Source organism: Fusibacter sp. QWL-12, assembly GCF_058683495.1.
On the sequence record NZ_CM178745.1, the window covers coordinates 2747871 to 2763074 of the forward strand.

Below are 15204 nucleotides of genomic sequence, written 5' to 3' on the forward strand. Positions count from 1 at the left end.
TTAATTATGTTAAAGAGAGATGTGGAAGTATTCAAACAGGCTATTCTTAACGAGGTAGAAGGCTATGAGTTTTACAAAATGGCTGCATATAACACCCCTGAAGAAGAAGTGAAAAAGGCATTTTTGAATTTAGCAAACGAAGAACTTAAGCACATCGATTGGTTGAAGGATGCATTTAAAAAATTAAGTGGCAACCCTGAAGATCAAACAACATTAGCTCTAATTGAAAATCCACCAAGTCCTCAAATTTTCAAATGGGACAATCTACAAAATAAAAATGCCAATCTTTCGGTTTCTGTCTTCGGTATTGGTATCGAAATGGAGAGAGCTTCGGTTAACTTTTATGAAAAAGCAAAAGCTGAAACCCCTTATGATGTTGCGAAACAGCTTTTTGATGTTTTAGCAAAATGGGAAAAAGTACATTTGGATCAATTTACAGCAGTATATGAAGACTTGATTAAAGAATGGTGGTCAGATCAAGGCTTTGAACCATTTTAGTGTATGACAGAGCTTGAGACGGATCGACTTAGAATCGTATCCTTGGACTTGGATCTTTTTAAACTTTATCTGGAGGATTATGGTAAAGTTCAAGAAAAGCTTGGTGTCAAAATCACCATGCCCGTTCAAGATAGCGAAACACAGTCTTTGTTCGCCAATGCTTATTTCGCAGCAGAGGCATATCCACAATTGATTCATTGGCTCACCAGCTGGGAAATTATTTCAAAAGCGAATAATGAAATCATTGGTAGTATCTGTTTTAAAGGACCACCCAATATGGAAGGCTCTGTAGAAATTGGTTACGAGATTTTTGAGCCATTTCAATCAAAGGGATACGCCAAGGAAGCGGTTAATGCAGTTGTATTATGGGCATTGACTATGCCTGATGTGACAAGGGTATTGGCCAGTGTTTCAGAGAAAAATATCGCATCTATTAAGGTGCTGAGAGCACTCTCATTTAATTACTTTGATTTTGACAAAGAAATTCAATGGTGGGAGCGTTGCTCAAGTTAAGGTTTAAAACCTACCTCGTGTGTCTCACATGGCGGTAGGTTTTTTTACTGTTCATAGCTCTATAGACATCTGAACTGATATTTATTAAAATAGAGACATGAATCTCGGAGGTGAGTAAATGCTTAAGGAAACAGACTTGCATGTCCCAGTTAAAGAATGGCTTGAGGGGCAAGGCTGTAAAGTTAGATCAGAAGTTAAATCGATCGATATGGTCGGACTATATGATGATTCAACTTTAATCGCCGTTGAGATGAAGCTAAAGTTAAATTTGGAAGTCATCAACCAAGCGGTTGAAAGACAGGGATATGTTGATGCAGTTTATATAGCGGTTGTACATGATTTTAAAGCGATAGCGAGCAAGCGGTTTAATGCTACTTTACTAACTTTAAGAAGACTCAATATTGGGTTACTTGTGGTCAACTTTAGATCCACAGAGCCGTATTGCTACGAAGTATTAAAACCTGAAAGCTTTGATTTTGAAAGAAGTCGTAAAGCAAAGAAAAATAGGCGCGCTTTACTCGTAAAAGAGTTTAACAAAAGAAGTGGTGATTTTAATGTTGCAGGAACGAAAAATGAGAAATTAATGACTGCCTATCGAGAAGAATGCTTGTTGATGGCCTATTATATGTCTAAAGAAGGCTTTAGTCGTTCAAATGAGTTTCAATTTCTTGGCATGAAAACCCAAAAAGCAAGTGGCATTTTGAATAAAAATTTTCACGGCTGGTTTGAAAAGGTTGAAAAAGGCGTATATAAGGTTTCTCAACTAGGGGAAGAAGCATTAGTTACACATAAGGGAATTGTCGAATTCATACTTTCAGAAAGAGAAGGTCATTCTCATGATTGATTCACATCAATATTCTAGAGTTCAAATTACCAAAATGCTATTGATTGCATTTGTAGATGCGGTTGTGTCTGGGTTCTATCTTAAAATTTTTCCATTTGATTATACGATTAATTTAGCTGTGGTGATTCTGCCAATCTATTACTATTTGGATAGAAGACTTTTACCTGCGGCTACAGCAGTTTTCATTGCAGCCTTCGGTCTTTTTTTTAGAACCATGACTGGCTTTTATTATTATGGTAGCTTTGCAAATGCCTTTTGGGCAGATTTTAACTTTATGTATTTTGATATTACTTATGGGATCATCTTTACACTTTTATACTATTTAAATGATCAAAAGTCGCTCTATACTTTTTTTCTAGCGGCTTTAGCAAGTGACTTTCTAGGCAATGCTGCTGAGTTTATCTCTAGATTTGGTATAGAGGAGTATTTTTCTGGATCTGTTATGGCAACTTTGATGTTTGTTGCAGTTACAAGGGCATCCATTGCAATTCTCTTGATTAGCGCAATTAAATATTACAATTCTTTTTTAAGAAAAGAAGAGCATGATGAGCGGTATCGCATGCAAATAAATCTATTATCTGAGCTAAGAGGTGAAATTTATTTTCTAAAAAACAACACAGAGCATGTTGAATCTGTAATGGATGAAGCCTTCGGTTTATATAGAGAATACGATCAACTCTCACAAGAAGCACAGAAAAACAAGGCACTCAATATAGCAAAGAACGTACATGAGATAAAAAAGAACTATTTTAAAGTAATAGATGGTATCGATGAAATTATTCTCAATGAAACTCCATTTGATCGACTGAACTTAAGCGATCTCGTTAAAATGCTTTATATGAGTACGCTCAGAGAAGTTGAAAACGAGAAAAAACATGTGATATTGTATTTTGATGTCCATAGTAGAGCACCTATACATGAACACAGCATGTTAATGTCGGTTCTTAGGAATCTAATTAACAATGCGGTAGAGGCGATTAAATCAGAAGGCGAGGTCAGACTTACCCATAATGAGGATGATACGAAGCATTACTTTACCATAAGTGATAATGGCTGTGGGATCAGTGAGGAGTTAATCGATTATATTTTTAAACCTGGCTATTCAACAAAGTATAATGATGAAACTGGACATTCGAACAGAGGGATTGGCTTGTCGCTTGTTTTAGATATCGTTGAGAAGTACTTTGAAGGTGAGATTGAAGTAACCTCAAACCTTGGTATAGGCACTCAGTTTAGAATCGTATTACCTAAAAATAAAGTCTAAGAAACGGGGCATTTAATGAAAATATACATTGTAGACGATGATGTAAGCATCATCAAGATGGTTGAAGAAATCATTTTAGATAGTGAATTAGGCGAAATTATCGGGACTTGCAATTCAAGTCTTACGGCTCTGGATGAAATCTGTCTTCTAAAACCGGATATTTTAATTGTGGATTTATTGATGCCTGAACTTGATGGCATATCGCTAGTCGAAAGATTCAAGCGCGTTTGCCCTGATAGTAAGTGCATCATGGTTTCGCAAGTATCTTCAAAAAAAATTGTCGGGGATGCCTATGAAAAAGGTATTACATTTTTTATCAGCAAGCCTGTGAATAAAAAAGAAATTCGCCAAGTTATCAAAAACCTAACAGATCAAATTATTTTAGAAACTAATTTTAAGAAAATCAAACAAGTGCTATCACTTGAGGAGCAACCTATTAGAAATAAAATCAGTCATCATAGCTCACATTTAGGTCAGGATCTTGAAAAGAAGTTTAGAATGGTATTCTCTAGGTTAGGCATTTTAGGTGAAGTTGGGTGTGATGATATTTTGAAACTTTGCCTGCACATGATCGATACAAATGGTCAGGGAAGCAGTTTAAAGCTGAAAGATCTATCTGAGCAATTGTCCGAGAATCCAAAGGCTATGGAACAACGGATTCGAAGAACCGTAAACAAAGGGCTAAGTAATATTGCCAACCTCGGTATAGAAGACTATCTCAATGAAACATACGTCAAATATAGCAATACCCTTTTTGATTTTGACCAAGTTAGATTAGAGATGGAATCCATTAGAGGCAAAAAAGGAACTGGTGGAAAAATCAATATCAAGAAATTTTTGGATAATCTTATCTTGATTGTTGAGGAAATGTAAAAAAAGTTTACAATTTTCAGAAAGTGAAATGTATTTTTTTGAATTATTTTAATTTTTTCAGAAACAATTAAATATAATTAACATAATGATAAGGGGAACAGTTCTCTATCAAATGAAAAAAGGGGGAAAATTTTCATTATGGAAAAACGTAGAGTATCACCATGGATTGCACTTATTCCAGTAATATTTGTTATCGCATCACTCATGTACGCAATTCGAGTAGTAGATGCATCACCACACATTCCTTTATTCACTTCAGCTATCTTTGCAGCTATCATTGGTATGACTGTATTAAAGATGAAATGGTCTGAAATTGAAGAAGGTATCGTAGAAACAATTAAGATGTCTATGGGTGCAATTATTATCCTTATGATTATCGGTATGGTAATCGGAACTTGGATCCTTTCTGGGGTTGTACCAACAATGATTTATTATGGACTTAAAGTTTTATCTCCTAAAATTTTCTTATTTGCAACATTAATTATGTGTTCTGTTGTATCACTAGCAACTGGTTCTTCATGGACAACTGCTGGTACAGTAGGTATCGCACTTATGGGTATTGGTATGAGCTTAAACATTCCTGCTCACGTAATCGGTGGTGCGATTATTTCAGGTGCTTACTTTGGTGATAAAATGTCACCTCTGTCAGATACGACAAATCTTGCACCAGCTATGGCAGGCGCAAAATTATTCGATCATATTAAGCATATGATTTATACAACAGGTCCTTCGTACATCATCGCTTCGATCTTATTTATCATCGTAGGCTTTGGTTATTCTGCAGATGGTCTTGATATGACAGTAATCAACGAAATCAATCAAGGTCTTCAAGCTAACTTTACAATCAATCCTTTACTTTTATTAGTACCTGTTCTTGTTATCGGTATCGTAGTTGCTAAAGTTCCAGCTATTCCTGGATTATTTGGCGGCGCTTTACTTGGTGGTATTGCTGCTATGGCAATTCAAGGTGCTTCTTTAGGCGATGTTATCAATGCACTTCACTATGGCTATGAATCTTCAACTGGTGTTGCAGTTATCGATGATTTACTAACTCGTGGTGGTCTTGATAGCATGATGTGGACAATTTCTTTAATCCTTTGTGCGATGACATTTGGTGGGGTTATGGAAAAAACAGGTATGCTTGAATCTTTAGCAAGCGTTATCTTAAAATTTGCTAAATCTACAGGTTTATTGGTAACTTCAGTAATCGTTACTGCAATCGGTATGAACGTATTAGCTGGTGATCAATACCTTTCAATCGTTATCCCTGGTAGAATGTTCAAACAAGCATTTGATGACAGAGGACTTGCTCCTAAAAACTTATCAAGATGTCTTGAAGACTCTGGTACGCTCAGTTCACCACTTATTCCTTGGAATACATGCGGTGCCTTTATGATCGCTACATTAGGTTTAACACCTTGGACTTATGTGCCTTACTGCTTCTTGAACTTAATTAACCCATTCGTATCTATTTTCTATGGTTTCACAGGTATTACTATGGAAAAAGCAGCGAAAGTTGAAAATGTAGAAGCTTAATTATGAGTAAATCTATAGTAAACATAAAACTGTATCAAAGCATTGCTTTGATACAGTTTTTTTATTTATTTTATCTGTCTCAATTTTCTGAATTCGCTTTTATTATATAAGTAAAAATGCTATGCTTGAGTATATACACATTAGGAGAGACATATGAAAATTCAAGATAAAGTTGTGGATTGTTTGGTTACAACCTCACTGTTTAAGGGCGTTGAAAAACATGAGTTGGCAAATATGCTGAATTGTTTGAATCCAAGAATTACACAGTTTAAGAAAGGCGAGAGCATCGCAATTAGTGGCAACCCTTTTTCTGGCCTCGGTATTGTTATCGAGGGTGAAGCCGTTATAGCAAAGGAAAACATTGCAGGGATTAGAGCCATTTTAACGGTGCTGCATTCCGGAGATATGTTTGGTGAGATGATTAGTTTTTCTGACCGTAAATTCTGGCCAGTCAATGTAACGGCTCAAATGGATTGTGAAGTTATATTTATTTCACCTGAAAATATCATTAAAAACTGTGAAAAAATGTGCGACGCACATCAAACGGTTATTTATAACATGCTGAGAATTATGTCTAGAAAAGCACTCATGCTGACGCGCAAGGTGGACTATTTATCCATTAGAAGCTTAAGAGGTAGATTGTGTGCTTATTTGATTGAACAATGGAAAGAACAAAATACGCCGATTTTCACATTACCGATGAACAGAGATGCTCTTGCTGATTTTTTTAATGTTGCACGACCATCAATCTCAAGAGAACTAAGTAAAATGAAAGAGGATGGTTATATTGATTTTCATAAATCATCTTTTAAGATACTCGATTTAGAAGCGATGAAAGCAGAAATATAGGTTGACAGGAGAAATAGAATGATTGGTACACGTGCCACAATAGATCTCGACGCTCTCACACATAATTATAGTTCAATGCGTCAGATCATCGCACCCAATGTAAAAATTACAGGTGTCGTAAAAGCAAATGCTTATGGACACGATCTGATTACCATAGGCAAACACCTTGAAGCTTTGGGCGTAGACTACTTAGGTGTCGCTAATGTAAGAGAAGGGAAAGCCCTCAGAAAAAGTGGCATTAAATGTCCTATTTTGGTAATGGGATATACCTTTGAGAAGGATTACGACATAGCTGTTAAGCATGACATAACTCTTACCCTTTTCAGTATCGACGAAGCTAGAAAACTCAACTTAAATGCTTCTTACGATGACAAAAAAGCGAAAATCCACTTAAAGTTTGACACTGGATTTAATCGATTGGGTTATAAGGACCCAAGTGAATTGATAGAAGCTCTTGAAGCTTGTTTGACCTATGAATTTCTCATTGTAGAGGGTGTTTTTACACATTTGGCATTGGACTCAATTGAATCAGATGAGGCGCAGTTTGCGAAATTTGATGCATTGATCAAACAGCTACGAGAGCGTCATATTTCAATACCAATTAAACATGCCTGTGATAGTATCGCCACGATTGCATATCCAGATAAACATTATGATATGGTTCGATTAGGGGCAATCCTCTATGGTTACTGTAGTAGAAAAACACCGTTTACACTTAGACCAGTTATGTCTTTAAAGACAAATGTGACACAAGTCAAAACGCTAGAAATTGGTGAGGCAGTTAGTTATGATCGACTGTTTATAGCTGAAAGACAAACTAAAATTGCTGTTCTTCCGATTGGCTATGCAGATGGATTGCCAAGGCATCTATCTGGAAAGGGTAAAGTAATGGTTAACGGACATCTTGCACCTATCGTCGGTCTGATGTGCATGGATCAATGTATGATAGATGTTACTGATGTTGAAGAAGTAAGCTTGGGAACGGAAGTTATTTTATTTGATGATGTTTCACCACAGCTACTTGAACTTGCGAAAATGGCAGAAACCAATAGAAATGAGTTGCTTTCACGGATTGCTATGCGCGTTCCGAGAGAGATCGTAGAGAATGGTAAGGAGACCTTTATAATCAATTATTTAGATGAGATGGAGAACAAATATGGCATTACATCAATATGATACATTAGACAATCAGCCTTATCTTGATGATCCTATTTATAAAAAAATAGTGGCAGATAGAGAGTGGTTAATAGAAGTGAGGCGTTCATTTCATCAAGAACCAGAGTTAAGTGAATTAGAGTATAAAACACAAGAAAAAATCATTGCTCATTTAAATACAATGAATATCAATAATTACCCAAGTGCATCAACGGGTGTGTGTGGTGTACTGCTTAAGGAAGAGATGAAAAAAACAATTGGTCTTCGAGCAGATATCGATGCATTGCCTATTCAAGAAGAACTTGATGTGCCATATAAGTCTCGCGTGAATCAAGTGATGCATGCATGTGGTCATGACGCGCACACGACGATCCAATTGGGCGTTGCAAAGTTTTTTTCTGAAAATGAATCTCTGCTTCCTTGCAATTTAAAATTTTTCTTTCAGCCTGCTGAGGAGACTATAGGTGGTGCAATGCGTATGGTTTCAGAGGGTGTAATGAAATCACCAGACGTCGATTGCATTTTAGGATTACATGTCATGCCGTACTTGCCAGTAGGTGCAGTTGAAATTAGAGAAGGAAAGCTCAACGCTGCTTCTGATTTATTTGAAGTTAGAATTATGGGAAAGGCTGCGCATGGTGCCTATCCAACTAAAGGAATCGACGCCATTGTGATCGCTGCATCCATAATAAATGACATACAGACATTGGTCAGCAGATATGTTTCACCTTTAGATCAAGCGGTAATCACCATAGGAAAGATCCATGGTGGTGCTAAAGACAATATTATTTGTGACGAAGTGGTGTTTTCAGGCGGTATGAGAACGACAGATGAAACAACTCGTCAGCTTTTAAAAGAAAAGCTGACGAGCTTAGTTAAATCGGTTTGTGCTTGGTCAGGGGCAAAAGCTGAGATAAAATTCGAGGAAGGCTATAAAGCACTGATTAATGATGTTGATACAACGAGAGTACTAAGAAAGGTATTTCAAAGTGAACTCGGTGAAGCGAATGTATATGAAAAAGAGTTACCGTCATTGGGCGTAGAGGATTTTTCATATTTTTTAGACGAAGCGAAGGGTTCATTTTATCACTTAGGGTGTGGTTTTCAGGATCGACTAGATGGTGCACTACACACGCATGACTTTTTTCTTGATGAAGAATCCCTCATCTTAGGAACCTATTTACAAGTTAAAGCAATTATGGCATGTGCATTGGATTTATAGATTAAAAGGGAAATACATTTGGTATGAATTTAAAATGCAAATAAAGATTTAGGCAAGTAGGTGAATGAATGGAGATAAGCTTAATCAATCAGTTAAATGATCGGTATGAAAATGATGAAACAATGACAAGTATAGAACGAAAAAAGCTAATCGATGATATTTACAGATATAGTTCTGATACAAACGAGCCAAATACGATAGCGAGGTCTCTAGTAAATTTAGCTAATTTTCAACTGAGTAATGGTGATGTAGAACTTGCTCTTCAGAATGCAAACCAAGCATTTGAGCTTTCTAAAAAGCATCACCTCGACAATGTTCAAAGACGTGTATGTAATCTTCTTGGTAACATACAAAGCTATTACGGTCGATATGGAATCGCACTTGATTTTTATCACCAATCCTTGAGAATTGCTCAACACCTTGATATGAAAGGTTCTATCGCTGCAATTTTAAATAATATTGCCACTTTGTATGAAGCTTTTAATATGGGAGAACAAGCAGTAAAGTATTATATTTCAGCACAAACTGCTGCAAAAAGCGAACATAACTATAAGCTAGCGATAATGATTACACACAATATAATCAACCATTATTTTGCAAAAAGAAATGTTGAAATGGTCAGGCAGCAGCTAGAAACTATGGGTGAACTATTGATCCATAAATCAGATGTGTCTGAATACAATGCATTATTTTTAATTAACTCAAGTCGCTATCTGTATTTACAAGAGGCGTATGAGGCAGCTCTTAAATCTTCGGATGAAGCATGGGCAATATTTGAAACAGTCGATGATGCCATAGGCATTAGAGAATGCCAAATGATGAATGGTAGAATCTACGATGCAATCGGTGAGGTAGAAAAAGCATATGAAATTGCAACTGAACTCGCTGTATCCTCTGAAGAAATAGGCGACTTTGATGCCGAGCGTGAAGCGCGTCTTTTCATCCATCAGTTAACCGATAAAATTGCTTATCGAGAGAATCTTTTAGAGAACTACAAACGTCTTATTTCACTTGATGAGTTATTGCTCAATAACCTTTACGAAATGAGCCTATATCAGTTAGAAGGAAAAATTGATGCAGATCTACAAGATCAGCTTAAAAGAGATTCTGAGCGCTTAATGGAAAATATGAGTTTTATTAATGAAGTGGCAAAGGACTTAGCAAAAGAGCTTGATTACGATACTTTGGTAAAACTGATTATTACAAAGATGGCGAGTTTTGTTGAGTTTGATGCTTTGGTATTAGGACTCTACGATGAAGACAAAGAGCTATTATACAGCAGAATGACCTATGAAAATGGAGAAATAAAAGAAAGCTATGATGTCCCTCTTTCCAATAAGAGCAGTATGGGGACATGGGTTATTCGCCATCGAACGGAGTACTATACTGGCTATTTAAGTCATCTGGTTCTAGATGATTTTGAGCCATTATATAAAAATTTCCAAGACATCAATGTGCCTTATGAGACCATATACTATTCTCCACTTATAGTAGACGAGAAAGTCATTGGTGTGTTTTCGCTTCAAAGATATACGATCAATGGTTATGATCATGCTCAGATTGAAATGATGCGCGCTTTAAGCTCTTATATTGCTATAGCCATCGCCAATGCGCTTAAAACGGCTCAAATGAAAGAGCTTAATGATCGATTAAAAACCATTTCAAAGCGCGATGGACTCAGTGGACTTCTCAATCGATACGCATTAAACGAAGATGTCGGTATTATCTTAGAAGCTTTCAACAGTGAGAATAGAAGTCTATCTACTTTGATGTGTGATATTGACTTTTTCAAAGAGTACAATGACTTCTATGGGCATTTGGAAGGTGACAAGGTTATCAAAACCATAGCACAGGTATTAAAAGATACCTGTGAACAATCGACATCCTTTATCTACCGATATGGTGGCGATGAGTTTATGGTTGTATTTTTAGACAGCAATGAAGATGAAGTTGCAGCGATTGCCCAAGAGATATTAAAAACAGTTTCAGATACTGATATGCCACATATCGAAAAAGGGATCAACGAAAAAGTATCTGTTAGTATTGGCCTCGCGTATTTTGAAATGAACAAAGAAGCACTCAATGAAGATGATTTACTCAGAAGTGCTGATATATCCCTATATATTTCAAAAAGAAAAGGTAGAAATCAAGCGAGAAGCATGAAATTTTAAATCTTTGTTTAATTCTTGACAAAATGCGTATTGTTTGATAAACTATTAACAAGTTCATAGCTTTGAGGTTTGCCTTAAGGTTGTGATGTTTTATATTCCACCTAACGAATAAGAGAAATCTGAAGCGAAAGGCAGGAGCTATAGTGAATCTCAGTGTTGAGATTATTTTGCGACTTTAGCCTTCTCCTTTGAGAAGGCTTTTTAATTAAGCAGCAAAGAAATTGATGTAAAATCTGAGGACTCGATGTCCGAAGATTTTTATTAAGCCACAATCTCGCTTGTGGTAAAATCTGAAGGCTTTATGCCTGAAGATTTTTATAAAATTAATACTATACGAATGCTATTTCGGAGGCGTTATGGAGAAGAAAATTGCAGTGGTAAGTGCGATTTTAGAAGAACCTCAAGAAGTTCAACAAAGGTTTAATGAAATCATAGCAGAATTTAGAGGCATTGTTAGAGGGAGAACGGGGATTCCGTTTGATCAGTATGGCATCTCAGTTGTCACGATTATTATTTTAGCAACTGTGGATGAAATCAATAGTTTTACAGGTAAGTTAGGTAACTTAAAACACATTTCAGTAAAGACCTCGATATCTAAAAAGACAATCGAAGAGTAAACTTGGAGGTAGAGTATGGCTAAGTACGGCGATGACAATTACATGGAAGCATCTTATATCGATCATCAGTTAATTGAATCAATCTTAGAAAAGACTAAAAATGTTACAGATGAGGCAATTGATGCAGTTATTGAGAAAGCAAAGTTTAAAAATGGCTTGGATCTTGAGGAAATAGCGACTTTATTACAAGCGCACACACCAAGTCAAATGAAGAAAATTTATGACATTGCTGCTGCAATTAAGCAATCGATCTATGGCAATCGCGTCGTTTTATTTGCACCACTCTACGTAAGCAACTACTGTGTAAATAACTGTGTTTACTGTGGCTACAAAAGAGAAAATCAATTTGGTAGAAGAAAACTAACTGAAGCTGAAATTAGAGAAGAAGTTAGAATTCTTGAAAGAATGGGACACAAACGTTTGGCATTAGAAGCAGGAGAAGATCCAGTAAACTGCACCATTGACTATATTGTGGATACGCTTCGCATCATCTACGATGAAGCAAGCGAAAAAAGCAATATTCGTCGTGTCAATGTCAACATTGCTTCGACGACGATTGAAAACTATAAAAAATTAAAAGAAGCTGAAATTGGCACCTATATATTGTTCCAAGAAACCTATCATAAGCCAACCTATCTCGAGATGCATCCAAAATCATTAAAGGGTAATTATGAGTATCATTTAACTGCCTTTGATAGAGCGCAGCAAGGTGGTGTGGATGATGTTGGAGCTGGTGTATTATTTGGTCTGTATGACCATCGTTTTGAAGTGTTGGCACTCATGCTTCATAACAAACACCTCGAAGATAATTATGGCGTCGGTTTCCATACCATTTCAGTACCTAGAATTAAGAAAGCTGAAGGCATGGAGCTAGATCAATTCGGATATACGATCGATGATGAAACCTTCAAAAAAATAGTAGCGATTTTAAGAATTGCAGTGCCATTTACAGGTCTAATTCTATCTACTAGAGAGTCTCAGGAAATGCGTAAAGAACTAATCCATTACGGTGTTTCACAGCTAAGTGCTGGCTCATGTACGGGTGTTGGTGGCTATAAGGAAAGTGAAGAAGGTCCTCAAGAAGTGGCTCAATTTAAAGTTTCAGATGAACGTTCTCCTATGGAAGTTATCTCAGGGCTGATCGAAGATGGGTTTATTCCAAGCTACTGTACATCATGCTATAGAATGGGAAGAACTGGCGATCGTTTTATGAAGCTCGCTAAATCAGGCCAAATTCAACATGTTTGTCAGCCAAATGCATTAATGACACTTAAGGAATACGCACTTGATTTTGGCGACGAAGCATTTAACAAACAAGTTGACGCATTTATTGAAAAAGAAATTGAACGTGTCAAAGACGAAAATACGAAGGCAACTGTTATCAAGGGCATTGAAGACCTAAACAGTGGTAAAAGAGATATATTTTTATAAGTGAGGTCATATGAATAAAACACCAAATGCAAATCGGGTTCACATAGGTATATACGGCAATCGTAATGCAGGTAAATCTTCTCTCTTTAATGCGATTATTGGGCAGGATATTGCAGTCGTATCGACTTTCGAAGGTACGACGACAGACCCAGTTATTAAAGCAATGGAATTAATTCCATTTGGTCCGGTTGTTTTTATAGATACAGCTGGACTTGATGATGAAGGTATCTTGGGCTCTTTGAGAGTAGAAAAAACGAAACAGATGTTGAATAGAACGGATTTTGGTATCTACGTTATGGATGGCTCAAATCCAGATATAGAAGGCTATTTGCATATGACGGATGTCTTTAAACGATTTAATATTCCACATATGTTAGTTGTCAATAAGAAGGATTTATTAAAAAGTGAAGATCAGATTAAAATAGACGCTCTAAATCGACCATACGAGCTTATAACGACTTCTAATCTCGAAGAGGTTCATCGTCTTAACGATGAAATGATGAAGCAGTTAAAATCGATTGGTGAGGAAGCGCCATTAGTGGGCGATTTGCTTCCTTATGGCAGTACGGTCGTATTGGTAGTTCCGATTGACTCTGAAGCACCAAAAGGTAGGATTATTTTACCTCAAGTTCAAATTATTAGAGATTGTTTGGACCACGGAATAAAGTGTCATGTTGTAAGAGATACAGAACTTGCTGAAACGCTAGAAGAACTCAATAAGGTTGATTTGGTCATAACTGACTCACAGGCGTTTGCTGCAGTGAGTCAAATCGTACCAAAAGATATTCCACTCACCGGCTTTTCAATTTTGTTTTCAAGACAAAAAGGTGACATTAATAAACTTTTAAATGGGATTGAAGCACTTAAAACCCTAAAAGCAGGTGATAAGGTATTGATCTCTGAAAACTGTACGCACAACCATTCTCATGAAGATATTGGTAGAGTAAAAATACCCAAATTACTACACACTAAAGTAGATGCTGACATTCAAATCGAGTTCGCCATGGGACATGATTTTCCACAGGATTTAAGTCAATACAAAGCGGTGATCCATTGTGGGGCATGTATGGTAAATCGAAAAACCATGTTGACTAGAATTGACATAGCAGAAACTGCTGAGGTTCCAATGACCAATTACGGATTGACGCTTGCTTATTTTTCAGGCATACTTGATAGAAGTATAGAGATATTAAGAGGCAGGATTTAAATGAGTCGTTATTATGGACTTAGTGATTATTTAAAATTAAAGTATGGACGTAAGCTTGTAAAACTATCAATCGATGGTGGTTTTACATGCCCAAATAGAGACGGAACCCTTTCTACAAAGGGTTGCGTCTTTTGTTCGCTTGAAGGTTCGGGTGATTTTGCCGGCGAGATCAGTTGTGGTGTCAAACAGACGAATGGAGAGATTCAGTCTCAAATTGATTCTCAAAAGGAACTCTTGTCAGATAAGTGGTCCAACGTAGGCTATATCGCTTATTTTCAAAATTATTCTAACACCTATAAACCTATAAACGAGCTCGAACAGCTTTATAAAAGTGCGTTAACTTGTGAAGGGGTAGAAGGACTCGCTATAGCTACTCGACCGGATTGCATTGAGGCTTCACATATAGAGTTGTTCCAGTCCAGCAAAGTCTTATGGGTGGAATTGGGATTGCAGAGTATTCATGATGATCAGAACAAATGGTTGAACCGTCATTATGGACTTGAGGACGTAGTAAGAAGCACAAAACTGCTACAAGAAGCAGGAATACCTGTCGTTCTTCATTTGATTGCTGGCTTGCCTGGTGAAACTTTTGAAGATTTCATGGCTTCTGTAGATTTTATCTCACAGTTAAAACCCTTTGGTGTTAAGATTCATATGCTGCACATTGTTAAGAACACCGCTCTTGCACAAATCTACGAGGTAAAACCTTTTGAATTGCTAGATGAAGCTTCTTATATAAAGTGGGTATGTGAAGGGATTGGACGATTGGATCCGGAGATTGTGATTCACCGTATGACCGGTGATGGAAAAAAATCTGAAGTACTTGCACCGGCATGGACCTTTAATAAGCGACATGTTTTAAATGGTATTCAAAAGTATTTAGCAGAACATAACATCGTTCAAGGCTGTAATAGAGTTAGATAAAATAAGCCCCTTAAATCAGCTGATTTAGGGGGCTTTGATTAAGCCGCAATCTTGCTTATGGTAAAATCTGAAGGCTCGATGCCTGAAGATTTTTATTAAG

14 protein-coding genes are annotated in these 15204 nt (G+C 36.7%); all 14 read left to right on the plus strand.

Annotation, left to right across the window (positions count from 1 at the left end):
• Positions 1-6: 6 nt before the first annotated feature.
• Complete coding sequence (locus AC4PID_RS13195) at positions 7-498, plus strand: ferritin family protein (protein WP_492132474.1); 492 nt, start codon at positions 7-9, stop codon at positions 496-498.
• A gap of 3 nt (positions 499-501) precedes the next feature.
• Positions 502-1011, plus strand: a complete 510-nt coding sequence (locus AC4PID_RS13200; protein WP_492132475.1) for a GNAT family N-acetyltransferase — start codon at positions 502-504, stop codon at positions 1009-1011.
• Positions 1012-1129: 118 nt separating this feature from the next.
• Complete coding sequence (locus AC4PID_RS13205; RefSeq protein ID WP_492132476.1) at positions 1130-1855, plus strand: DUF2161 family putative PD-(D/E)XK-type phosphodiesterase; 726 nt, start codon at positions 1130-1132, stop codon at positions 1853-1855.
• Positions 1848-3119 (plus strand): ATP-binding protein, encoded by a 1272-nt coding sequence (locus AC4PID_RS13210; RefSeq protein ID WP_492132477.1) that lies wholly within the window; start codon positions 1848-1850, stop codon positions 3117-3119. Before AC4PID_RS13205 ends, AC4PID_RS13210 begins: the two co-directional genes overlap by 8 nt.
• 15 nt (positions 3120-3134) lie before the next feature.
• Complete coding sequence (locus AC4PID_RS13215; protein WP_492132478.1) at positions 3135-3992, plus strand: response regulator; 858 nt, start codon at positions 3135-3137, stop codon at positions 3990-3992.
• A gap of 138 nt (positions 3993-4130) precedes the next feature.
• On the plus strand, positions 4131-5528 hold the full coding sequence (nhaC, locus tag AC4PID_RS13220; protein WP_492132479.1) for a Na+/H+ antiporter NhaC: 1398 nt from the start codon (positions 4131-4133) through the stop codon (positions 5526-5528).
• A gap of 153 nt (positions 5529-5681) precedes the next feature.
• On the plus strand, positions 5682-6377 hold the full coding sequence (locus tag AC4PID_RS13225; protein ID WP_492132480.1) for a Crp/Fnr family transcriptional regulator: 696 nt from the start codon (positions 5682-5684) through the stop codon (positions 6375-6377).
• A gap of 18 nt (positions 6378-6395) precedes the next feature.
• A complete protein-coding gene (gene alr / locus AC4PID_RS13230; RefSeq protein ID WP_492132481.1) occupies positions 6396-7553 on the plus strand; it encodes an alanine racemase in 1158 nt (385 codons plus the stop codon).
• Positions 7534-8754 carry a M20 metallopeptidase family protein gene (locus AC4PID_RS13235; protein WP_492132482.1) on the plus strand — a complete coding sequence of 407 codons (1221 nt, stop codon included), beginning with the start codon at positions 7534-7536 and terminating at the stop codon, positions 8752-8754. The genes alr and AC4PID_RS13235 overlap by 20 nt, the downstream gene beginning before the upstream one ends.
• Positions 8755-8822: 68 nt before the next feature.
• On the plus strand, positions 8823-10925 hold the full coding sequence (locus tag AC4PID_RS13240; RefSeq protein WP_492132483.1) for a sensor domain-containing diguanylate cyclase: 2103 nt from the start codon (positions 8823-8825) through the stop codon (positions 10923-10925).
• Positions 10926-11281: 356 nt separating this feature from the next.
• Positions 11282-11542: a TM1266 family iron-only hydrogenase system putative regulator gene (locus tag AC4PID_RS13245; RefSeq protein WP_492132484.1), complete on the plus strand. Its 261-nt coding sequence runs from the start codon at positions 11282-11284 to the stop codon at positions 11540-11542.
• Positions 11543-11557: 15 nt separating this feature from the next.
• Positions 11558-12973 carry a [FeFe] hydrogenase H-cluster radical SAM maturase HydG gene (gene hydG / locus AC4PID_RS13250; protein WP_492132485.1) on the plus strand — a complete coding sequence of 472 codons (1416 nt, stop codon included), beginning with the start codon at positions 11558-11560 and terminating at the stop codon, positions 12971-12973.
• A gap of 10 nt (positions 12974-12983) precedes the next feature.
• A complete protein-coding gene (gene hydF / locus AC4PID_RS13255; RefSeq protein WP_492132486.1) occupies positions 12984-14180 on the plus strand; it encodes a [FeFe] hydrogenase H-cluster maturation GTPase HydF in 1197 nt (398 codons plus the stop codon).
• On the plus strand, positions 14181-15104 hold the full coding sequence (gene mnmL / locus AC4PID_RS13260; protein WP_492132487.1) for a tRNA modification radical SAM protein MnmL/YtqA: 924 nt from the start codon (positions 14181-14183) through the stop codon (positions 15102-15104).
• Positions 15105-15204: the final 100 nt, after the last annotated feature.

Bases quoted from the DNA above. Each gene is read 5' to 3' on its own strand.
- AC4PID_RS13195 (WP_492132474.1), top strand. From the start codon at position 7: ATGTTAAAGAGAGATGTGGAAGTATTCAAACAGGCTATTCTTAACGAG.
- AC4PID_RS13200 (WP_492132475.1), top strand. From the start codon at position 502: ATGACAGAGCTTGAGACGGATCGACTTAGAATCGTATCCTTGGACTTG.
- AC4PID_RS13205 (WP_492132476.1), top strand. From the start codon at position 1,130: ATGCTTAAGGAAACAGACTTGCATGTCCCAGTTAAAGAATGGCTTGAG.
- AC4PID_RS13210 (WP_492132477.1), top strand. From the start codon at position 1,848: ATGATTGATTCACATCAATATTCTAGAGTTCAAATTACCAAAATGCTA.
- AC4PID_RS13215 (WP_492132478.1), top strand. From the start codon at position 3,135: ATGAAAATATACATTGTAGACGATGATGTAAGCATCATCAAGATGGTT.
- nhaC (WP_492132479.1), top strand. From the start codon at position 4,131: ATGGAAAAACGTAGAGTATCACCATGGATTGCACTTATTCCAGTAATA.
- AC4PID_RS13225 (WP_492132480.1), top strand. From the start codon at position 5,682: ATGAAAATTCAAGATAAAGTTGTGGATTGTTTGGTTACAACCTCACTG.
- alr (WP_492132481.1), top strand. From the start codon at position 6,396: ATGATTGGTACACGTGCCACAATAGATCTCGACGCTCTCACACATAAT.
- AC4PID_RS13235 (WP_492132482.1), top strand. From the start codon at position 7,534: ATGGCATTACATCAATATGATACATTAGACAATCAGCCTTATCTTGAT.
- AC4PID_RS13240 (WP_492132483.1), top strand. From the start codon at position 8,823: ATGGAGATAAGCTTAATCAATCAGTTAAATGATCGGTATGAAAATGAT.
- AC4PID_RS13245 (WP_492132484.1), top strand. From the start codon at position 11,282: ATGGAGAAGAAAATTGCAGTGGTAAGTGCGATTTTAGAAGAACCTCAA.
- hydG (WP_492132485.1), top strand. From the start codon at position 11,558: ATGGCTAAGTACGGCGATGACAATTACATGGAAGCATCTTATATCGAT.
- hydF (WP_492132486.1), top strand. From the start codon at position 12,984: ATGAATAAAACACCAAATGCAAATCGGGTTCACATAGGTATATACGGC.
- mnmL (WP_492132487.1), top strand. From the start codon at position 14,181: ATGAGTCGTTATTATGGACTTAGTGATTATTTAAAATTAAAGTATGGA.